This window comes from Brucella tritici, from assembly GCF_008932295.1.
Taxonomy (GTDB): Bacteria; Pseudomonadota; Alphaproteobacteria; order Rhizobiales; family Rhizobiaceae; genus Brucella; species Brucella tritici.
In genome coordinates this window covers 116,244-137,854 of the sequence record NZ_WBWA01000006.1, presented here as the reverse complement: position 1 = coordinate 137,854, position 21,611 = coordinate 116,244, and the positions used below count along the sequence as shown (strand labels likewise).

Here is a 21,611-nt window from a genome sequence, read left to right as displayed (position 1 = left end):
GCACAGTTTGTTTGCGCTTGTGTCTATTGCAGGTTAAGCAATGGCGCCTTTGTCATTGCAGTTAGGGAGATCTGCCTTGTCTTTCGCCCCAAAGCCTATCCGGAAAATTCTGGTCGCCAACCGATCTGAAATCGCAATTCGCGTATTCCGCGCCGCCAATGAGCTGGGGCTCAAAACGGTGGCTATATGGGCTGAGGAAGACAAACTTTCCCTGCATCGCTTCAAAGCCGATGAAAGCTATCAGGTCGGTCGCGGACCGCATCTGGATCGCGATCTTGGTCCGATTGAAAGCTATCTTTCCATTGATGAAATTATTCGCGTCGCCAAGCTTTCGGGTGCCGATGCGATTCACCCCGGCTATGGCCTTTTGTCCGAAAGCCCGGAATTTGCTGAAGCCTGTGCCGAAAGCGGCATCATCTTCATCGGCCCGAAGCCGGAGACCATGCGCCGCCTCGGCAACAAGGTTGCGGCCCGCAATCTTGCCATCGAGATCGGCGTACCCGTGGTTCCAGCCACTGAGCCGCTTCCTGACAACATGGAGGAAGTGAAGAAGCTTGCGGCAGAAATCGGCTATCCGCTGATGCTGAAGGCGAGCTGGGGCGGTGGCGGTCGCGGCATGCGCGCCATCCGCGCCGAAGCCGATCTTGCCCGCGAAGTCACGGAAGCCAAGCGCGAGGCCAAAGCTGCATTCGGCAAGGATGAGGTCTATCTCGAAAAGCTGATTGAACGCGCGCGCCATGTCGAAGTGCAGATATTGGGCGATACCCATGGCAATGCGGTCCATCTTTTCGAGCGTGACTGCTCGATCCAGCGCCGCAACCAGAAGGTCGTGGAGCGGGCGCCGGCGCCGTATCTCAATGACGCGCAGCGTCAGGAACTGGCAAGCTATGGCCTGAAGATTGCCCATGCCACCGATTATATCGGTGCGGGTACTGTCGAGTTTCTGATGGATGCCGATAGCGGCAAATTCTATTTCATCGAGGTCAACCCGCGTATTCAGGTTGAGCATACCGTCACCGAGCAGGTGACCGGCATCGATATCGTCAAGGCGCAAATCCATATTCTCGAAGGCTTTGCCATAGGCACACCGGAATCGGGTGTGCCGCGTCAGGAAGATATTCGCCTTAACGGCCATGCGCTTCAGTGCCGTATCACTACGGAAGACCCGGAACAGAACTTCATTCCTGATTACGGACGCATTCAGGCCTATCGCTCGGCATCGGGCTTCGGCATCCGTCTGGATGGCGGTACGGCCTATTCGGGTGCGTTCATCACCCGCTATTACGATCCGCTGCTGGTCAAGGTGACCGCTTCGGGCGCAACACCTCTGGAAGCCATTCGCCGGATGGATCGCGCCTTACGTGAATTCCGCATCCGTGGTGTGGCGACGAATCTCACCTTCCTCGAAGCGATCATCAATCATCCGAAGTTTCAGGCCAACGACTATACGACGCGCTTCATCGACACGACACCGGAACTGTTTGAGCAGGTCAAGCGGCAGGATCGTGCCACCAAGCTTCTGACCTATATTGCCGACGTGACGGTCAATGGCCACCCCGAAACCAAGGGGCGTGCAAAGCCGGCTAAGGATGCGGCCAAGCCGCGTGTGCCGTGGTTCGGCGATAAGCCGGTTGTTGATGGCACCAAGCAGCGTCTGGATCAGCTTGGGCCGAAGAAGTTCGCGGAATGGGTGCGCAACGAAAAGCGTGCGCTGATTACCGATACGACCATGCGAGACGGCCATCAGTCGCTTTTGGCGACGCGTATGCGCACTTACGACATTGCCCGCATTGCCAATTCCTATGCGCAGGCGCTGCCGAACCTGTTTTCGCTGGAATGCTGGGGCGGCGCGACCTTCGACGTTTCGATGCGCTTCCTCACCGAAGATCCGTGGGAGCGTCTGACACTGGTGCGTGAAGCTGCGCCGAACCTTCTTCTGCAGATGCTTTTGCGCGGTGCAAACGGCGTCGGTTACAAATCCTATCCCGACAATGTCGTAAAATATTTCGTGCGCGAGGCAGCACGCGGCGGCATTGATCTGTTCCGCGTTTTCGACAGTCTCAACTGGGTCGAGAATATGCGCGTGTCGATGGACGCGGTGCTGGAGGAAAACAAGCTCTGCGAAGCGGCTATCTGCTACACGGGCGATATCCTCAATCCTGAACGCGCCAAATATGATCTCAAATATTACGTCAATCTGGTGAAGGAAGTTGAAAAAGCCGGCGCGCATGTCATTGCGGTGAAGGATATGGCGGGGCTTTTGAAGCCTGCCGCAGCCCGCGCCCTGTTCAAGGCGCTGCGCGAAGAAACCGATCTGCCGATCCATTTCCATACGCATGATACGTCGGGCATTTCGGCAGCGACCGTTCTTGCCGCGATCGATGCGGGCGTGGATGTGGTCGATGCGGCGATGGATGCGCTGTCCGGCAACACATCGCAGCCTTGCCTTGGTTCCATCGTTGAGGCGCTGCACGGTTCAGAACGCGATCCGGGCCTCGATCCGGATTCGATCCGCCGCATCTCCTTCTACTGGGAAGCCGTACGCAACCAGTATGCGGCCTTCGAAAGCGACCTCAAGGGACCGGCTTCAGAAGTCTATCTGCATGAAATGCCGGGTGGCCAGTTCACCAACCTGAAAGAGCAGGCCCGTTCGCTGGGACTTGAAACCCGTTGGCATGAGGTGGCGCAGGCCTATGCCAATGTGAACCGCATGTTCGGCGATATCGTCAAGGTCACGCCATCCTCCAAGGTTGTGGGCGACATGGCACTGATGATGGTCAGTCAGGACCTGACGGTTGCCGATGTCGAAAACCCGGCAAAGGATATTGCTTTCCCGGATTCCGTGGTGTCGATGATGCGCGGCGATCTTGGCCAGCCGCCATCGGGATGGCCGAAGGCGCTTCAGAAGAAAATTCTGAAGGGTGAAGAGCCGTTTACCGTGCGTCCTGGCGCCCTGCTGGAACCTGCCGATCTGAACGACGAGCGTGAAGGGTTTGAGAAGACCGTCGATCGCAAGATTTCCGATCAGGAATTCGCGTCGGCGATGATGTATCCGAAGGTCTTCACCGATTATGCATCCGCGCAGGAAACCTATGGCCCAACAAGCGTTCTGCCGACCCCGGTCTATTTCTACGGCCTAAAGCCGGAAGAAGAGGTCTTCGTCGATCTGGAACGCGGCAAGACGCTGGTGATCGTCAATCAGGCAATGAGCGAGACCGATGAGAAGGGCATGGTGACCGTGTTCTTCGAGTTGAATGGCCAGCCACGCCGCATCAAGGTGCCGAACCGCGCCAAAGGCGCTTCCGGTGGTGTCCGTCGCAAGGTAGAAGCCGGGAACGACCGCCAGGTCGGTGCGCCGATGCCGGGTGTTGTCTCGACGGTTGCCGTGGCGACCGGCCAGACGGTTACGCAGGGCGACGTGCTGCTTTCCATCGAAGCGATGAAGATGGAAACTGCTATTCATGCCGAGCGTGACGGCACAATCGCGGAAGTGCTTGTGCGCCCCGGAGAGCAGATCGATGCCAAGGATTTGCTCGTCGTCTACTCCGAGTAAAAGTCTCGCAGGTTCAGGCTCTGGCGGCCTGCAAATGGCGTAGCCAGAATCTGCCAGATTTTAGATGCCCTACGTTTCTAGAGTTAATGCCGTGCCTGTCAGAAGGCACGGCTTTTGTTTGCGCTTGCAGGGCTTCCAAAATCTGATATGCATGTTTGTGCCGATTTATGCATGATTGTGCATGGTGGGAGGGTAACGGTGACAGAGCTTCTGCTCCACGAAAGACAGGCGCGCATCCAGGAACTGCTACAACAGTCGGGTCGTGTGCTGGCGGCTGAACTGGCGGAAAGCTTCGGTGTGTCCGAGGATACGATCCGGCGCGATCTGCGCGAGATGGCGGCGGCAGGGCTTTGCAGGCGTGTCTATGGCGGCGCGTTGCGTGCCGTGCCCGAGCCTTCCCCGCTCGCAGAACGGGATTCCGAGCGACCACAAGCGAAGGCCGCCCTAGCTGCGGTCCTGGCGGAACTGGTCGAACCCGGCATGACGGTGTTTCTCGATGCATCTTCGGTGAATACGGCGCTGGCGCGGCTTTTGGTCGAACGCGGTGAAGCCATCACCGTCGTCACCAATACGCCGTCTATCGCTGCAATTCTTATGGGCTCGCCGGAGATTGAGCTAATCATGATTGGTGGTCCCATCGACCGGCGGGTGAGTGCCGCCGTCGGGGCGCGCGCCTTGCGTGATGCGGAACTGCTGCGGCCTGATCTTTGCGTTTTGGGCGCGTGCGGTATTGCCGCCGAAATCGGCGTAACGGCGCTGCATCTGGATGATGCGGAATTCAAGCGAGTGATTGCCGGGCGCAGTCGGATAGTGGCGCTTGCCATTACAAGCGACAAGCTTGGTACGGTTGCCGCCCATGACGTCGTTCCCTTGGACGACGTCGGTGTCATGGCTGTCGAATATGATGCGGATGAAGCAGCGCTTGCGCCCTATGCGGCATCAGGTATGAAGATTTTACGTGCGGCAGCGGACCGCAACTGAGGGATAGATGGAACAGGTTTCCGGACGAGAAGATGCGGTGCCTGCGCGTGCGCCGATTATAACCAGAGAGCGGATTGCCGTTGCGCTTCTCTTTCTGATGAATGGCTATATTTTCGGTGGCTGGGCCCCGAAAATCCCGGAGTTTGCTGAACGCCTCGGACTTGATAGCGCCGGAATGGGACTGATGATCCTCGTCTTTGGCCTTGGTTCTCTGGCTATGATGCCGGTCGCAGGTGCGCTTTCTGCGCATCGCGGTTCGGGCATTGTGGTGCGCATTTTTGCACTTGCCTTTATCCCGGCGCTGCTCATCATCGCACTGGTGCCGAATGTGGTCACGGCTGTGATCGTTATGTTCTATTTCGGCGGGACCATGGCTGCGATGGATGTCTCCATGAATGCCAATGCAGTCGCGGTCGAGAAAAAGATGCGCCGGGCAATTATGTCCTCCTGCCATGCTTTCTGGAGCCTTGGCGGTCTCATCGGTGCCGCGACAGGTGGTTTTCTCATCGCGCAATTCGGATCGACCGTTCATGCGCTGGTCACGACACTTGTCGCCGCCATCCTGATCGCTACCGCATGGCCTTCGATCATCCCGGATACGGAGCATCATCATCCGAGCGGCGAAAAGCAGAAGCTTACCTTGCCGCGCAATCCTCTGCCCTGGCTTGTCGGTGTCATGGCGCTGTTTTCCATGGTGCCGGAAGGGGCGATTCTCGATTGGGGCGCCTATCATATGCGCCAGGATTTGGGCGCGTCCGTTACGATGGCGGGCTTCGGCTTTGCGGCCTTTTCGGGTTCGATGGCGATCATGCGTTTTGCGGGCGATCTGGTGCGTGATCGTTTCGGTGCGGTTAAAACCCTGCGCGCCTGCACGATCATCGCTATCATCGGAATGCTGATCGTCGGTTTTGGAAACAGTTCGGCAACCGCGATTATCGGCTTCGCGATCTGCGGGATCGGCATTTCCAACATGGTGCCGATAGCCTTCTCGATGGCTGGCAACATGCCGGGTGTCAATCCTAGTGTCGGTCTCTCCATCGCAACGACGCTCGGCTATTCGGGTATGCTGGTGGCGCCGTCGCTGATCGGTTTTGTTGCAAAGCATAGCGGTTTCGGCGTGGTGTTTCTGGCGCTTCCGGTCTTGCTGCTGGTCGTGCTTGCCTTCTCAAGTCTGGCCCGATACGCCGACCATAAGCATTAAGCTTTCTTATGCCGCGCATCCCGAAAACCGGTTCCCGCTTTTCTGGATGCGCTATTCTGCTGTCCAGCCGCCATCGACAGGAATGGCAGCGCCGTTGATCTGCGCTGCCGCATCGCTTGCGAGGAAAGCGGCAACGGCGCCAATCTGTGCGGTGGTGACGAATTCCTTCGTCGGCTGTTTGTCCAGCATCACTTCGCGGATCACGGTTTCGCGGTCCATGTGATAGGCCTTCATCTGGTCCGGTATCTGCGCCTCGACAAGGGGGGTCAGAACATAGCCGGGACAGATGGAATTGGCGGTGATCTTTGCGGTCGCAAGTTCCAGCGCCAGCGTCTTGGTAAAGCCGACAATGCCATGCTTGGCGGCCACATATGCTGACTTGAACGGCGATGCCACGAGGCCATGCGCTGAAGCGATATTGATTATGCGGCCCCAGCCGCTCCTACGCATATGCGGGATCGCGGCAGCCGAGGTGTGAAAAGCCGATGTCAGGTTGATTGCGATGATGCGGTCCCATTGCTCGGTCGGAAACTCTTCGACCGGAGATACATGCTGGATACCGGCATTGTTGACGAGAATGTCCACCCCGCCGAACTGCTTTACCGTTTCTGCGATCAGTTCGCGGCATTGGTCGGCCTTCGACATGTCGGCCGCGATATAGACCGCGCTGACGCCATGTTCCGAGCCCAGCTTGCGTGCGAGCGCATGGTCCTCATCACGGTCGGTGAATGAGTTGATCACGACGTTTTGTCCCGCCGCCGCCAGTGCATGGGCTATACCGAGGCCGATCCCGGAATTTGATCCGGTGATGATTGCGGTCTTGCGGGCAGATGCGTCGGTCATGGGCGGGCTCCTCCTTGTCAATCACGACATAATGAGAGGGCGACATTGCCTCGGCAAGCGATTATATAAAGCGAAAGCCGGATATATGCAGGCCCCGATATACGCGGGCGTTGACATTCGCGTCGCGCTGCGCCACCTGAAAACAGGTACAGTTAAGAACAGAGCAAAATGTCTTCCGAGACCGTCAGCTATTTTTCGCATCCATTTCCTCGCCGCCAGTCGGTTGGCGTCAGTGTCGGCGGCGTTATCGTCGGCGGCGGTGCGCCCGTCGTCGTGCAGTCGATGACCAATACGGACACCGCAGATGTGGATTCCACGGTCGCGCAGGTGGCCGCACTTCACCGAGCCGGTTCGGAAATCGTGCGCATTACGGTGGATCGTGATGAATCGGCGGCCGCCGTTCCGAAAATTCGCGAACGGCTGGAGCGTCTTGGCCATGATGTGCCGCTGGTCGGCGACTTCCATTATATTGGTCACAAGCTGCTGGCCGATCATCCGGCCTGTGCGGAAGCACTTGCAAAATATCGCATCAATCCCGGTAATGTCGGTTTCAAGGACAAAAAGGACAAGCAGTTCGCCGATATCGTCGAAATGGCGATCCGCTACGACAAGCCTGTCCGTATCGGCGTGAACTGGGGGTCGCTTGATCAGGAATTGCTGACCACGTTGATGGATCGCAATCAGGACGCTGGCGCACCATTGAGCGCACAGGAAGTCATGCGCGAGGCCATTGTGCAGTCGGCTCTGATTTCCGCCAATCTTGCTGAAGAGATCGGCCTTGGCCGGGAAAAGATCATTCTGTCGGCCAAGGTCAGCCAGGTGCAGGACCTGATCGCCGTCTATACGATGCTGGCGCAGCGTTCCAATCATGCGCTGCATCTGGGGCTTACCGAAGCAGGCATGGGCACCAAGGGCATTGTCGCTTCGTCGGCGGCTATGGGCATTCTGCTGCAGCAGGGCATCGGCGACACGATCCGCATTTCGCTGACCCCGGAACCGGGCGGCGACCGCACTCGCGAAGTGCAGGTCTCGCAGGAACTTCTGCAGACCATGGGCTTCCGTCAGTTTATTCCTATTGTTGCGGCGTGCCCAGGTTGCGGACGCACGACGTCGACCGTGTTCCAGGAACTGGCGCAGACCATTCAGGATGATATTCGTCGCAACATGCCAGTCTGGCGTGAGAAATATCCCGGTGTGGAAGCGCTGTCGGTGGCGGTGATGGGCTGCATCGTCAACGGTCCGGGCGAATCGAAGCACGCGGATATCGGTATCTCGCTTCCCGGCACGGGCGAAACGCCGTCCGCACCGGTCTTTGTCGATGGCAAGAAGGTCACGACGCTGCGTGGTCCTGCCATTGCCGAGGACTTCCAGAAGATGGTTGCCGATTACATCGAAAACCGCTTCGGGCTCGAGCAGAAGGTGGCATCTGGTCAGAACTAAGCTGTACAAATGACTGCGCGTGTCGCGGCTTCTGGCGTCGTTTTTAGCGTTGCTGCCCAGAAAATAAGCGTGACAAGGCTGATGCCTGCGCCGAGCAGGCAAACGCCATTCCAGCCTGCGTGAGCATAGATCCAGGTTGAAACTGCCGAACCGCTTGCGCTGCCGATGGAATAGAAAACCATGTAGGCGGCGGTGAGCCTGTTTTGTGCGTCCGGGCGCACACGGTAGATCATCGCCTGATTGGTGACGTGGACAGCCTGAAGGCCGAAGTCGATAATCAGCACGCCTGCGATCAGCCAGAGCAGCGAATGTCCCAGCAGGGCTATCAGGCCCCAGGAAATGAACATCAACAACAAGGCGAAGCCTGTCATGCGCTGTGCGTGGCCGCGGTCGGCAACGCCGCCTGCACGCGATGCTGCAAGTGCTCCTGCCGCACCTGCCAGACCAAACAGACCGATCTCAGCATGGCTCAGTTCGAAGGGTGGCGCACTGAGCGGCATGACCATTGGGGCGAGTAAAGTGGTGATATCGGCGAAGATCAGCATCGCGATGATGGCGCGAATGCGCAGCACCGGCTCGGAGCGAAACAACGTCACAAGCGACAGAATGAGAGCCGGATAGCTGACGCTGGTCGGCTGGCGTTTCTGGTCGGGCAGGCTGCGCCAGAGCAGGAGCGCGATCAAAAGCGTGAGAATGGCGGAAACGAAGTAGACGCTGCGCCAGCCGCCAATGTCGGTGAGGGCGCCTGCTACGGCGCGCGCCAGCAATATGCCAAGCACAATGCCGCTGGTTACGATGCCCACCACATGGCCGCGCCGCGCTGGTGCTGCGAGGCTGGCTGCATAGGCGACAAGGGCCTGTGTTACGACGGCGAGCAGGCCCATAAAAGCCATGGCGACCAGAAGCACGGTGGCATTGGCCGCAAAACCGATTGCGATCAGGGACAGGACCGATAGAAGAAAATGCGTGATGATGAGTTTGCGCCGGTTGAACAGATCGCCAAGCGGGACAAGGAATATCAGGCCAATTGCATAACCGAGCTGGCTGGCAGCGACGATGAGGCCTGCTGTTGAGCGCTTGAGGCCAAGGTCATCAGCCATCACATCAAGTAGCGGATGGGCGAAATAGACATTGGCCACCGCCAGTCCGCTTGCAGTCGCAAACAAAAAGAGGGTGGCCGAAGAGAGCAAAGCGCGTGCATCAGGGTTTGCGGACAGCGTTGCTGCCGCATCGGTTGAAGGTCGCATGAGGGACTCCTGCAAAATGGTTTCAAAATGAAACCATTTTGCTTGTAGCGAAAAAGGTTTTATATTGCAACCAGATTGCAATCGATGGAGTGAACATGGTTCGAAAGAAAAGCATGAAAGGCGATTATTGCCCGAGTGCGCGTGCGCTTGATGTGATCGGCGACTGGTGGTCGCTGCTGATCGTCCGTGAAGCCTTTGACGGTGTGACGCGTTTCAGCGCCTTTCAGAAGAATCTGGGGATCGCCCGCAATATTCTATCGGAACGCCTGCGCAAGCTGACGGGGGAGGAGATCATGGAAACTGTTCTGGACCCCAATGGCGGGGCGCATCAGGAATATCGGCTGACAGCCAAAGGGCGCGATCTGCTGCCGGTCATCGTGTCGCTCAGGCAATGGGGTGAAAAGCACCTATTTGCGCCGGGTGAGTCACATTCGCGTCTTGTCGACAGCGTGTCAGGCGAGGATGTGGCCGCGCTTGATGTTCGCGCTCAGGATGGGCGCATGCTTTCCGCCGACGATGTGGTTATCATCAAGGTGCGTGAGGACGATCTCTGAGTCGCTGTCTTTACGCATGTCTTTATCCCGAATGGGTTCTCACTTTCGGGAGACCTGCTTTAATTCTGGCGTTCGGCGATGAACCGCGCAGCCTGCTTCAAAATATCAGCATCCTTGCCGAAAGGCGCCAGCAGACTTTCCGCCTGGGCAACCAGTCCAGACAATTGCTTGCGCGTCCAGTCGATGCCATGGAGTGAAACCAGCGTGGCTTTTCCGGCGGCAGCATCCTTGCCGGTCGCCTTGCCCATCGCCTCCGCGTCGGCGGTAACGTCCAGAAGATCGTCGGCGAGCTGGAAGGCAAGGCCGATGGCCGAGCCGAATTCGGCCATACGCTCGCGGTCTTCGCTGGATGCGTTGGCGATGATGGCTCCGGCCTCGCAGGCGAAACGGATCAGCGCGCCGGTCTTCATTGCCTGCAACGTGATGATACCGGCTTCGTCGGGCTTGCTGGTCTCGGCCATCAGATCGAGAGCCTGTCCGCCCACCATACCTCCGAGGCCGGATGCGCGGGCAAGCGCTGCAACCAGTTGTACGCGAATTGCTGCGTCGAGATCGGTTTCATCCGACGAGATGATGTCGAAAGCATAGGTCAGAAGGCCGTCACCAGCCAGAATGGCGGCGGCTTCATCAAATGCCTTGTGCACGGTCGGCTGACCGCGCCGCAGATCATCGTCGTCCATAGCTGGCAGATCGTCATGGACAAGCGAATAGCAGTGAATGCATTCGAGAGCGGCAGCAACACGCAGAACGGCGTCGCCACCTTTGCCGAACAAAGCGGCACTTTCGACAACGAGAAAAGGCCGGAGGCGCTTGCCGCCATTCAGGACACCGTGGCGCATGGCAGCGAGCAGCCGTTCCGGGCGGGCGATTTCTCCCGTCCTGAGGCGCTGGTCCAGAAGGCCCGTCAGCGCCATTTCCACTTCCATGGCGCGATGGTTGAGAACGGCGGTGAAATCGGTCGACAGCTTTTCCATGGCAAAGGGGATGGACGAAAGCGCCGAATTGGTCAACCGGGCACATCGATCAGCACAGGCTTTTTCATTTGAACGTCACGAAACGGCGCGTTTCGACTTGTTTCCCCGGTTGGATTATGGAATCCGGTTCAAACTTATTAAGGAATGGTTTATGTCGCTTGGGGGAAGGCAGCAGGCGGTGGCAGTGGCAAAAATCATCATCAAGAGCAAAGATGGGCGCAATTATCTGGCAGATCCCGTTTGGGGTGCCCGGATTGCCCTCGCGCTCAAGATTCTGGTGATTCTGGCCGTATTGCCGATTTTCCTGCTTCTTGTATATTCCGTGCCCTTCGTCCGCCCGATTTCGACCCTGATGGTCAAGGACTATGTTCTGTTTCAGGGCGTGGACCGCAGATGGGTCAGTATCGACGACGTCGCGCCGGTTCTCGTCAATTCGGTGATGATGGCCGAGGATGGCCAGTTCTGTAGCCACGGCGGGGTGGACTGGCATCAGCTTGGGCTGGTTCTGGACGATGCGGGCGAGGGTGGCCCAAGCCGCGGCGCATCCACGATCACGATGCAGACAGTGAAGAACCTCTTCCTCTGGAATGGGCGCTCTTATGTCCGCAAGGGGCTCGAATTTCCGCTGGCGCTGGCTGCTGACGGTATTCTGTCCAAAAAGCGCATTATGGAAATCTATCTGAATATCGCCGAGTGGGGACCGGGCATTTACGGGATCGAGGCCGCAGCCCAGCATTATTTCAAGCGCCCGGCAGCAAAACTCAACGCGCAGCAATCCGCACTGCTTGCCGTCACGTTGCCGAACCCGGCCTTGCGCAATCCAGCCAAGCCGACGCGGAACATGCAGCGTATTGCCCGGATCGTTGCCGGACGCGCTGCACGGTCGGGGCCCTATGTGGTTTGCGTGCAATAAATACGCGATACGAAAAAAAGATCAGACTCCCGCTGGTCAAACGCCGTTGGAGCGTGTATAGGCACGTGACTTTCCGGAATTTTGTCCGATGTGACAGGCTCTTCGGGGCCGTGCCGGACGTTTATTGACCGATCAGTGGAGCTGGATCCATGGCAGTACCAAAACGAAAAACGTCTCCGTCGAAGCGCGGCATGCGCCGTTCGGCTGACGCTCTCAAGGCCCCGACCTATGTCGAGGACAAGAACTCGGGCGAACTTCGTCGTCCGCATCATATCGATCTGAAGAGCGGTATGTATCGCGGCCGTCAGGTCCTCGAAGCCAAGGAATAAGTCTGACGCTGCATTGCAGCCGAAAGATGATTTTCAAGAACGCCGTTTCCGGTTTCCGGAAGCGGCGTTTTCTTTTGTGCGGCCTTCTTTGCAAACTGCATGAAAAAGGCCGCATGAAGCGGCCTTGATCGAGAACAATTATTGAAAATCAGCCTGCGTCAGATGCAAAGCCTGCGCCTTCGATGCCGGAAATGGCTGCAATCTCGTCATTGTCCGATGTGTCGCCGGAAATGCCGACTGCACCGAGGATTTCGCCGCCTGCATCCTTTATCAGAACGCCACCCGGTACCGGCACGACCTTGCCGCCCGACACGCCCGAGAGGCCTTCCAGGAAGTGTGGACGGTCCTTTGCCTGATTGTTCAGCCAGCGTGAGCCGGTGCCGACCGCAAGCGCGCCATAGGCCTTGCCCGAGCCGATCTCGAAGCGGAGCATGGACGCGCCGTCCTGACGCTGGAAAGCCTTCACATGGCCGCCTGCATCGAGAACGCAAACAGCCAGCGGCTTCAGTTTCAGCTCCGCCGCCTTGGCAAAGGCACCGGCAATAATCCCATTGGCTTGTTCGAGCGTCAGTGAAGGCATGGATAATCTCCTATTTATAGCTAAATGTAATTTAGCGATCATGACCGGCAATGCACACTCCAATGCTGCTCGCCATGGGAAAAACACTTTATCGATTTTCATGAAGACGGTTGCTGACGCACTGCAAAGCTTGCCAAGGCCGGAATTTTGGTCTTTGTGTTGCGCAACATTTCAAGGAGGAAAGAATGTCCGACCAGAAAGCCATCGTCATTGCCAGCGCGGCGCGTACCGCAGTGGGCGCTTTCAACGGTGCGTTTGCCAATATCCCCGCACATGAACTGGGTGCGGCGGTCATCAAAGGCGCGCTGGAACGCGCCGGTGTGGCGGCGACTGATGTGGACGAGGTTATTCTCGGACAGGTGCTGACGGCAGGTGAAGGGCAGAACCCGGCGCGGCAGGCGGCCATGGACGCCGGTTGCCCGAAGGAGACAACGGCCTTCTCGATCAACCAGCTATGCGGTTCGGGTTTGCGGGCGGTCGCGCTCGGCATGCAGCAGATTCTTTCCGGCGATGCCAAGATCATCGTGGCAGGCGGCCAGGAATCCATGTCCATGGCGCCGCATTGCGCGCATTTGCGTTCGGGCGTGAAAATGGGCGACTTCAAGATGATCGACACCATGCTGAAGGACGGCCTGACCGATGCCTTCAATGGCTATCACATGGGGATCACGGCGGAAAATATAGCTCGCCAGTGGCAGTTGACCCGCGCCGATCAGGATGAGTTCGCACTGGCCTCCCAGCAGAAGGCGGAAGCTGCACAGACTGCCGGTAGGTTCGAGGATGAAATCGTTCCCTTCACCGTGAAAGGTCGCAAGGGGGATGTCGTTGTCTCAGTTGACGAATATATCCGTCCCGGTACGACGATGGAGGCTTTGACCAAGCTGAGACCGGCTTTCGACAAGGAAGGAACGGTCACTGCGGGTAACGCATCCGGGATTAACGATGGCGCTGCAGCAGTGGTGCTGATGGATGCGGATGAGGCTGCCAAACGTGGTGTGAAGCCGCTGGCTCGCATCGTTTCCTGGGCGACGGCTGGCGTCGATCCGTCGATCATGGGAACGGGGCCGATTCCGGCGACGAAGAAGGCATTGGAAAAGGCAGGCTGGAGCGTCGGTGATCTCGATCTGGTCGAAGCCAACGAAGCCTTTGCTGCGCAGTCCTGCGCTGTTGTCCGTGATCTTGGCCTCAACCCGGGTATCGTCAATGTCAATGGCGGAGCAATCGCGATCGGACATCCGATAGGTGCCTCCGGCGCGCGCGTTCTGACAACGTTGCTTTACGAAATGCAGCGCCGTGATGCCAAGCGCGGTCTGGCGACACTTTGCATCGGCGGCGGCATGGGCGTTGCCTTGTGCGTCGAGCGCGACTGACCTTCGCCTTTATCAGAAGAGGGGCGGGTGGAGAAATAGCTCCGTCCGCCTTTTTGTTTCCGCAATGAGACGTTTGAAATCGGAGGCGTCGGGCATACGGAATTGCCGGAAAAGTTAACGCGAAATCGAAGAAATGCTCATCAAGGTTCGTCTGGTTTCGATTTTCTATGGCGTGTCTGGCACTTTGAACACCAGATGTGGTGAGAACAAATGGAGAAACTTTGCGGATCAGCGATTCGTCGCCGATTCGTTCCGGCTTTGGCCTGAAGGTTAACGAAGATCGTGTTCGCAACCGTTCATGAATTAACGAACTATCAGTAATCATTAAGATTTTCTGAAGAATCGCCTTGCTACCGGAACAGCCTGTTGACAGGTTTTGCCAAAAGTTAACGGCGGTGTCGTTTCGCGTCAGAAAAACACAGAAAAGCGGAACATCCGATTCATCATATTGTGGGGTTTTGTGTTAGGCTTACTATATGTTGCCGTGAACAAAAGGCGAAGCTACTCGAGTCAGCGATTCGTCGCCGATTCGTTCCAGAGTCGTTCCAATCGTTAATCGACAAGTTATTGACCGGATGCGTATCGTTCGCCGAAAGGCTGGCAACTCGTCCATATTGAAACTTAACAGGAGCGCTTCCGGTGCAGGTCGTATAGTGCTATCGCAAGAACCAGCATCCAGCCCGTGACGGGCGCTTGTACCGGGAACCCGATTATTGGCATGAACCAACTCCCTGCCCATGATTTGCCGCTGACCTTGAGTGGCCGCGATGTGACTGCGGTGCTTGGGCCGACCAATACCGGCAAAACGCATCTGGCCATCGAACGCATGCTGTCGCATGGAAGCGGGATGATCGGCCTGCCGCTGCGCCTGCTGGCGCGCGAGGTCTATAACCGCGTCGTGGAACGGGTTGGGGCGGCCAATGTCGCGCTGGTCACGGGTGAGGAAAAGATCGTGCCGCCCGGCGCGCGCTATTCCGTCTGCACGGTTGAGGCCATGCCGCGCCGCACCGATGTGGCTTTCGTGGCCATCGATGAAGTACAGCTCGCCGGTGATCTGGAGCGGGGCCATATATTCACCGACCGCATCCTGCATCTGCGCGGACGGCAGGAGACGCTCCTGCTTGGTGCAGGGACCATGCGCGGCATTCTGGAAAAGCTTCTGCGTGGCATCAATGTGGTGACGCGTCCGCGCCTGTCGCATCTGGCCTATGCCGGTTCCAAGAAGATTACCCGTCTGCCGAACCGTTCCGCCATTGTCGCCTTTTCCGCCGATGAAGTTTATGCGATTGCCGAATTGATCCGCCGCCAGCGCGGCGGGGCTGCTGTGGTCATGGGCGCTTTGTCGCCGCGCACGCGCAATGCGCAGGTCGAGCTTTACCAGTCGGGCGATGTCGATTTTCTGGTGGCAACCGATGCTATCGGGATGGGGCTCAATCTGGATGTCGACCATGTTGCCTTTGCGCAGAACCGCAAATTCGACGGCTATCAGTTCCGCGATCTGACGCCCGCAGAAGTGGGGCAGATCGCCGGGCGTGCGGGCAGACATCTGCGTGACGGCACCTTCGGCGTGACCGGGCAGGTGCATCCGTTCGACGAAGAGCTGGTCGAGCGGGTGGAAGCGCATAATTTCGATCCGGTGAAAGTGCTGCAGTGGCGCACGGCGCGGTTCGACTTTTCATCGCTCGATTCCCTGCGATATTCGCTGGAAACACTCGCACCGATCGAAGGATTGGCCAAGGCTTTGCCAGCCGTCGATCAACAAGCGCTTGAAAATTTGTCGAAAGACGAAGAGATTGTGCGGCTCGCCAAGACACCGGCACGTATCGAGCTTTTGTGGGACGCCTGCGCGCTGCCCGATTATCGCAAGATCGCGCCGGCGCAGCATGCCGATATCATTGCAACCATCTATCAGGATCTTGTCCGCCGAGGGAGCGTCGATGAAGATTATATGAGCGAACAGGTGCGCCGCGCCGATAGCACAGAGGGGGAAATTGACACCCTGTCGCATCGTGTGGCGCAAATTCGAACCTGGACTTTTGTGTCGCACAGGCCGGGATGGCTTGCCGATCCGACACACTGGCAGGAAAAGACGCGCGAAATTGAGGACAGATTGTCCGACGCGCTGCATGAAAGGTTGACGAAACGCTTTGTAGACCGCAGGACAAGCGTGCTTATGAGGCGCCTGAGAGAGAATGCCATGCTTGAAGCAGAAATCAGCCCTGCCGGAGACGTGATTGTCGAAGGCCACAATGTCGGGCAACTGGAAGGATTCCGTTTTACCGCTGACGTTCAGGCCGAGGGGCCGGACGCCAAGGCGGTGAAGTCGGCTGCACAAAAGGCGCTGGCCGCCGAGTTCGAACGCCGCGCGGAGCGCTTTGCTGCTGCGCCGAACGGCGATTTTGCGCTCGGCTCGGATGGCGTTATGCGCTGGGTTGGTGCAACGGTCGCAACGCTGGTTGCAGGTGATGACCTGCTGAAGCCGCGTGCAGTGATCCTGGCCGACGAACAACTTACCGGAGCGGCGCGCGACAAGGTTGCCGCGCGTATCGAGCGGTTCGTCGCCCATCATATCGAAACCGTTCTGAAGCCGCTTACCGATCTGGCTGCCGCTGATGCCCTGACCGGCATGACACGCGGCCTTGCTTTCCAGATCGTCGAGAACCTTGGCATTCTTCCGCGTCGCGATGTGGCAGAGGAAGTGCGTGGGCTCGATCAGGATTCGCGCGCGGCGCTGCGCCGTCTCGGCGTGCGTTTCGGCGCCTATCACGTCTTCATGCCCATGCTGCTGAAGCCCGCTCCGGCTGGCCTCATCACGCTGCTCTGGGCGCTCAAGAATGATGGCCGCGAACGGGCCGGTTATGGCGACGTCGTGAATGTGTTGGCGGCTGGCCGCACTTCGGTCGTGGTCGATCCGGCGTTCGATCCAATGTTCTACCGTCTGGCAGGCTATCGCGTGCTGGGCCGCCGTGCCGTGCGCATCGATATTCTGGAACGACTTGCCGACCTGATCCGTCCGGCGCTTGCCTGGCGTCCGGGGTCCGGTGCGCGTCCGGATGGCGCTTATGACGGCGGACGGTTCATCGTCACGCCTGCCATGATGTCCATTCTCGGTGCGACCACCGACGATATGGAAGAAATCCTGAAGAGCCTCGGCTATCGTCACGAGGCCATGGAAGCCGCTGCCGTCACGGCGAAGCTTGCTGAGCTGGATGCTTTCGCGGCCGAAGCTGCAGCCAAGGAAGCTGGCGTTTCGCCGGTCGCAGAGGCTGAGAGGCCTGCTGTGCCAGCGGCTGAACCTGTGCCCGCACCGGCGGTTGTTGTCGCTGAGACGGAAACGGAAACCGAAGCCAAAGCGGAAGAAGCTGCACCTGTAGCGGCAGAAACCGAACCGGCAGGCGAAACCGCAGAAGCGGTGGCAGAAGAACCGAAGCCTGTTCTTCTGTGGCGTCAGGGGCGTTTCGAAGGCCGCAACCGCAATCAGGACCAGAACCGTCAGCGTCAAAATCGCGGTAACCAGAATCGTGGTCATCAGAACCGCGATCAGGGCGGCGAAGCACGCAAGTCGGAAGGCGGAGCAGAGCAGCAGGCGCGCAATGATCGTGGCGGCAAGCGCTTCGACAAGCAAAAGCGTCATGACGGCGAAGGCAAGCGCGAAGGTTCCAAGGGGGACTTCCGTGGTGGCAATCAGCGTCAGCCGAAGCGTGATCATGGTCATCAGGGCGGCAAACGTGTGGAGCAGGAACGTCCTGCACGTATCGATCCCGATTCGCCTTTCGCCAAGCTTCTTGCTCTGAAAGAGCAGATGAAGAAGTAAGATGACTGCAGAAGCGGGCGCAAGACAGCGAATCGACAAGTGGCTGTTCTTCGCGCGCGTGGTCAAATCAAGATCGCTGGCGGCGAAACTCGCCGTCGGCGGCAAGGTCCGGCTCAACCGTGACAAGATCGAGCAGGCCGCTCATCAGGTGAAGGTTGGCGATGTGCTGACCATCACACTCGACCGTCGTATCCTCGTTTACAAGATCGTTGCTCCAGGTGAGCGCCGCGGTCCGGCGCCTGAAGCCCAGCTTCTTTATGAAGATCTTTCGCCGCCACCGGCATCTGCTACTGCGATGGCGGCGGAGGTGGTAACGCCGCAACGTGAGAGCGGAGCCGGACGCCCGACCAAGAAAGCACGCCGTGAAACGGATCGTTTGCGCGGAAACTGACACGGACGCGTTGCCGCAGGCATCTTTTGGCGGTGATGGAAATTGCGTGTTGAACCGTTCCGGCGAAAGCCTTTTCCACGCAAAAGCCTTCAAACGAAATGCTGTTTCAGATGTGCGTGACTTCGTGACGTTGCGGCGTTTGTGCCCTTGTCACGGCAGGATAAAATCGTTACCTCACGCATGTCATAAAAGGGCATGGCTGAGGCTAGTGGTCTGATTCCGACATTTGCATCCTCCCTGATACAGACGTCGAGCAAATGTCGGAATCTAAAAGACCACTAATGAACCCATGGATCTAGCGGATTCTTCGAATTTGACGTTTGAAATGAGATTGATGTCGGAGGGATATCAAACGTCAAATTCAATCCACTAGCAACCATTTCCGTGCACAGTGACTTCGTGGCGAGATATTCCAAAGCCCCAAGCCGGTTGTCGGCTTGCCGGAGTATCGGCGCAAAGCTGTAGGATAGATAAGCTGCCTCTTCTGGAATTCGGGCGGCAACAGGAGTTCGACGATGACGTATGTCGTGACCGATAATTGCATTCGCTGCAAATATACGGACTGCGTCGAGGTCTGTCCGGTCGATTGCTTTTACGAAGGCGAAAACATGCTCGTCATCAATCCCGACGAGTGCATCGACTGTGGCGTATGTGAACCGGAATGCCCTGCCGAGGCGATCAGCCCCGACACCGAGCCGGGCCTCGACAAGTGGCTGGAATTGAATACGGAATATGCGGCAAAATGGCCCAATATTACCGCTAAGAAGGACGCCCTGCCGGAAGCCAAGGAAATGGACGGCGTGGCTGGCAAGCTGGAGCAGTATTTCTCTGCCGAGCCCGGTAGCGGCGACTGATACCCGGCCAGCGTTGCAGGTAAAGCTTGCAGTCTGCTGCAAGCTGGACGGTATTGTATAAGTATGTCTTCGTTTCGGAAGACTTCGCGCTTCCGGAATATGTTCGCTCAACCCGGCAAGACTGCCAGGTTGTCCGACATCGCTGGAATGCAGGATTTATCACTTGCTTTTTCTGCAATGCATCGGCAGATGACGAATGAAATCACGGGAAAACGCCCATCTTTTAGGCGTGATGCATTGCCAGATAGGACATATTTGGCAATTTGTTGATTCTTTCGCGAAATTGTGTTAGGTTACTCCAATAATTTCGGTGACTGGACGTCAATTCGTGGCGCTATGCGTTAATCTCTGAAAGGGCTGATCTTTAGTACCGGGCTGAATGGCACCGGGGAAGATGATTGCGATTTGGCGTCGTCCCCCTCACCGTACACCCGGTCGGCTAGATTTGCCGTCAGATACGTTTTCAGTTCCAAGCCGACAAACAACTTCCGTGCTTCACTTCTCCGGAGCGCGGTCGAACATCATGTGTCAACCGGCGGGTCGCGCCGGGCACAACAGGGAGTAATGAAGCGTATGTCATCCCAGCAGAAAAAGTCTCCAGTAGCGCGTGGCGGTTTCAAGGCCGGTGAGGCCATCGTATATCCGGCTCATGGCGTCGGCCAGATCGTCACCATCGAAGAGCAGGAAGTGGCAGGCCACAAGCTCGAGCTTTTCGTGATCGATTTCGAAAAAGACAAGATGCGCCTGAAGGTGCCGGTTGCCAAAGCTGCTTCCATCGGTATGCGCAAGCTGTCGGAGACCGACTATGTTGAACGTGCACTGAAGGTCGTACAGGGCCGCGCACGTGTGAAGCGCACCATGTGGTCGCGCCGCGCCCAGGAATATGATGCGAAGATCAATTCCGGCGATCTGATCTCGATCTCGGAAGTTGTCCGCGATCTCTTCCGCGCTGAAAACCAGCCGGAACAGTCCTATTCGGAACGCCAGCTTTATGAAGCTGCCCTTGATCGCATGGCGCGCGAGATCGCTGCCGTGAACAAGCTTTCGGAAACCGAGGCTGTTCGTCTGATCGAAGCAAATCTCGCCAAGGGACCAAAGCGCGGCAAGGCCGACGCTGAAGCGGACCTCGACGATGATGAAGTCGAAGCCGCATAAGCTTTACTTCTCTTCTTTCAAAAAGGCCCGGCTTTAGCCGGGCTTTTTTTGTTTGTCAGAGCTTCCCATTTTCGGAAGACATGCTCCGCCCACAACAGGAATTGGGTCCGCAGCCCTCCATGCGAGTAAAGAGCAATATTATCTGGTTAAAATTCTATTGAATTTCGCAGTCAATCATTAACCCTTCCAGTCATCTTTCTGCATAGTCAGAGATTTATCCTTGGATGGTGGGAACCTGATCGCATCTGATGCGTTCTTCCAGACACCAGTTCGTAAGCGGGTTTGTTTTGCGGCGTAGTCATATTGGCCAAAGAATGGGCCTGGCGGGGAGTTTTGGGCGAATTCGCATGTTCGTCCAATGAGTCTTTGTGGGACTGGCATATCCTTCCACTGAACGCCCGGCGGGCGTGAGTTCAGAACAGGAGAACCAGATGAAGCAGTCATCCATGAGCAGTTCTTCCGCAGTTCCAGCCAATCGCATGCCTATGGTTGCGCGTAGCCTCCCAGCGACAGCAGCCTCTTCTCAATCCATGATCCGCAGCGCAATGTCGGCTCCCTATCTGGAGCGCGAAGAGGAGCGAGCCCTTGCCATTCGCTGGAAGGAACTGAAAGATCAGGAAGCCCTACATCGTATCACATCGGCACATATGAGACTGGTCATCTCCATGGCCGGGCGCTTCCGCAAGTTCAAATTGCCGATGAACGATCTCATTCAGGAAGGTTATGTCGGTCTTCTTGAAGCTGCCGCACGTTTCGATCCCGAACGGGAAGTGCGTTTCTCGACCTATGCGTCGTGGTGGATTCGCGCGTCGATGCAGGATTATATCCTGCGCAACTGGTCCATCGTGCGCGGTGGTACAAGTTCAGCGCAAAAGGCGCTCTTCTTCAATCTGCGGCGGCTTCGTTCAAAGCTGGCCCAGTCCGATGACAACATGACCAAGGCTGAGATGTATCGGGAGATTTCCGATCAGCTCGGTGTTTCGACAAGCGATGTCGAGATCATGGACAGCCGCCTTTCCGGGCCGGATAGTTCACTGTCAGCGCCTGTGAACAACGAGGAGCCGGGCGCGTCGCGTCGCATGGATTTTCTGGTTGACGATCATCCCTTGCAGGATGAGATCGCCGAAAGTTCCATCGATATGGAACGCCGCAATCAGTGGCTCAATGTGGCGCTCGATACGCTGAACGAGCGCGAACTGCACATCATCCGTGAGCGTCGTCTCGACGATGACGGCGTGACGCTTGAAGCGCTGGGTGAAAAGCTTGGCATCTCCAAGGAAAGGGTACGGCAGATCGAAAGCCGTGCAATGGAGAAGCTGAAGATTGCCTTGTTGAGCCAGCACGAACTGGCAGCTTATCAAGCATAAGCTGTTGCGACCAAGGCAACACAAGTAAAGGGGCCGAATGGCTCC

At 57.5% G+C, this 21,611-nt stretch carries 17 protein-coding genes; 13 read left to right on the top strand and 4 right to left on the bottom strand.

Going from position 1 to position 21,611, the window contains the following annotated elements; genetic code table 11:
- Positions 1-76 precede the first annotated feature (76 nt).
- The 3 genes from pyc (at position 77) to F9K91_RS08825 (ending at position 5,735) form a co-directional block, all read left to right on the top strand.
- Positions 77-3,553: a pyruvate carboxylase gene (gene pyc / locus F9K91_RS08835; protein WP_151677645.1), complete on the top strand. Its 3,477-nt coding sequence runs from the start codon at positions 77-79 to the stop codon at positions 3,551-3,553.
- Between the two features lie 147 nt (positions 3,554-3,700).
- A complete protein-coding gene (locus F9K91_RS08830) occupies positions 3,701-4,534 on the top strand; it encodes a DeoR/GlpR family DNA-binding transcription regulator (RefSeq protein WP_192799245.1) in 834 nt (277 codons plus the stop codon).
- 7 nt (positions 4,535-4,541) lie between these two features.
- Entirely contained in the window at positions 4,542-5,735 is a 1,194-nt protein-coding gene (locus F9K91_RS08825; protein WP_151555891.1) for an MFS transporter, read from the top strand.
- Between the two features lie 51 nt (positions 5,736-5,786).
- Here F9K91_RS08825 and F9K91_RS08820 read toward each other — a convergent pair whose 3' ends face one another.
- Complete coding sequence (locus F9K91_RS08820) at positions 5,787-6,578, bottom strand: 3-hydroxybutyrate dehydrogenase (protein ID WP_151555890.1); 792 nt, start codon at positions 6,576-6,578, stop codon at positions 5,787-5,789.
- 168 nt (positions 6,579-6,746) lie between these two features.
- Here F9K91_RS08820 and ispG point away from each other — a divergent pair, with 168 nt between their 5' ends.
- The gene (ispG, locus tag F9K91_RS08815; protein ID WP_151555889.1) at positions 6,747-8,018 is read left to right on the top strand and encodes a flavodoxin-dependent (E)-4-hydroxy-3-methylbut-2-enyl-diphosphate synthase; all 1,272 of its coding nucleotides are present in this window, start codon (positions 6,747-6,749) and stop codon (positions 8,016-8,018) included.
- Here ispG and F9K91_RS08810 read toward each other — a convergent pair.
- A complete protein-coding gene (locus tag F9K91_RS08810) occupies positions 8,015-9,265 on the bottom strand; it encodes an MFS transporter (protein WP_151677644.1) in 1,251 nt (416 codons plus the stop codon). The two genes, ispG and F9K91_RS08810, sit on opposite strands and share 4 nt — an antisense overlap.
- Before the next feature lie 95 nt (positions 9,266-9,360).
- On the opposite strand from F9K91_RS08810, the gene F9K91_RS08805 reads away from it, so the two are divergent.
- Positions 9,361-9,819 carry a winged helix-turn-helix transcriptional regulator gene (locus tag F9K91_RS08805; RefSeq protein ID WP_151677643.1) on the top strand — a complete coding sequence of 153 codons (459 nt, stop codon included), beginning with the start codon at positions 9,361-9,363 and terminating at the stop codon, positions 9,817-9,819.
- A 59-nt stretch (positions 9,820-9,878) separates the two neighbouring features.
- Here F9K91_RS08805 and F9K91_RS08800 read toward each other — a convergent pair whose 3' ends face one another.
- Complete coding sequence (locus F9K91_RS08800) at positions 9,879-10,793, bottom strand: polyprenyl synthetase family protein (protein ID WP_151555941.1); 915 nt, start codon at positions 10,791-10,793, stop codon at positions 9,879-9,881.
- Between the two features lie 184 nt (positions 10,794-10,977).
- On the opposite strand from F9K91_RS08800, the gene mtgA reads away from it, so the two are divergent.
- Both mtgA and rpmF read left to right on the top strand, forming a co-directional pair.
- Positions 10,978-11,706, top strand: coding sequence for a monofunctional biosynthetic peptidoglycan transglycosylase (gene mtgA / locus F9K91_RS08795; protein WP_176038049.1), 729 nt, complete (start codon positions 10,978-10,980; stop codon positions 11,704-11,706).
- 149 nt (positions 11,707-11,855) lie between these two features.
- Positions 11,856-12,035, top strand: a complete 180-nt coding sequence (gene rpmF / locus F9K91_RS08790; protein ID WP_006467787.1) for a 50S ribosomal protein L32 — start codon at positions 11,856-11,858, stop codon at positions 12,033-12,035.
- Between the two features lie 148 nt (positions 12,036-12,183).
- Here the strand turns inward: rpmF and F9K91_RS08785 are convergent, their stop codons facing one another.
- Positions 12,184-12,615 (bottom strand): GlcG/HbpS family heme-binding protein, encoded by a 432-nt coding sequence (locus F9K91_RS08785; RefSeq protein WP_010661442.1) that lies wholly within the window; start codon positions 12,613-12,615, stop codon positions 12,184-12,186.
- A 185-nt stretch (positions 12,616-12,800) separates the two neighbouring features.
- Here F9K91_RS08785 and F9K91_RS08780 point away from each other — a divergent pair, with 185 nt between their 5' ends.
- The 6 genes from F9K91_RS08780 (at position 12,801) to F9K91_RS08750 (ending at position 21,566) form a co-directional block, all read left to right on the top strand.
- Positions 12,801-13,985 carry an acetyl-CoA C-acetyltransferase gene (locus tag F9K91_RS08780; RefSeq protein WP_151555886.1) on the top strand — a complete coding sequence of 395 codons (1,185 nt, stop codon included), beginning with the start codon at positions 12,801-12,803 and terminating at the stop codon, positions 13,983-13,985.
- A gap of 718 nt (positions 13,986-14,703) precedes the next feature.
- Positions 14,704-17,799 (top strand): helicase-related protein, encoded by a 3,096-nt coding sequence (locus F9K91_RS08775; RefSeq protein ID WP_151555885.1) that lies wholly within the window; start codon positions 14,704-14,706, stop codon positions 17,797-17,799.
- Position 17,800: 1 nt separating this feature from the next.
- Positions 17,801-18,190, top strand: coding sequence for an RNA-binding S4 domain-containing protein (locus F9K91_RS08770; protein WP_151677642.1), 390 nt, complete (start codon positions 17,801-17,803; stop codon positions 18,188-18,190).
- 515 nt (positions 18,191-18,705) lie between these two features.
- Positions 18,706-19,044: a ferredoxin FdxA gene (gene fdxA, locus F9K91_RS08760; protein ID WP_061347990.1), complete on the top strand. Its 339-nt coding sequence runs from the start codon at positions 18,706-18,708 to the stop codon at positions 19,042-19,044.
- Positions 19,045-19,617: 573 nt separating this feature from the next.
- Positions 19,618-20,199, top strand: coding sequence for a CarD family transcriptional regulator (locus F9K91_RS08755; RefSeq protein ID WP_006471273.1), 582 nt, complete (start codon positions 19,618-19,620; stop codon positions 20,197-20,199).
- 431 nt (positions 20,200-20,630) lie between these two features.
- Positions 20,631-21,566: an RNA polymerase factor sigma-32 gene (locus F9K91_RS08750; protein WP_151555882.1), complete on the top strand. Its 936-nt coding sequence runs from the start codon at positions 20,631-20,633 to the stop codon at positions 21,564-21,566.
- Positions 21,567-21,611: the final 45 nt, after the last annotated feature.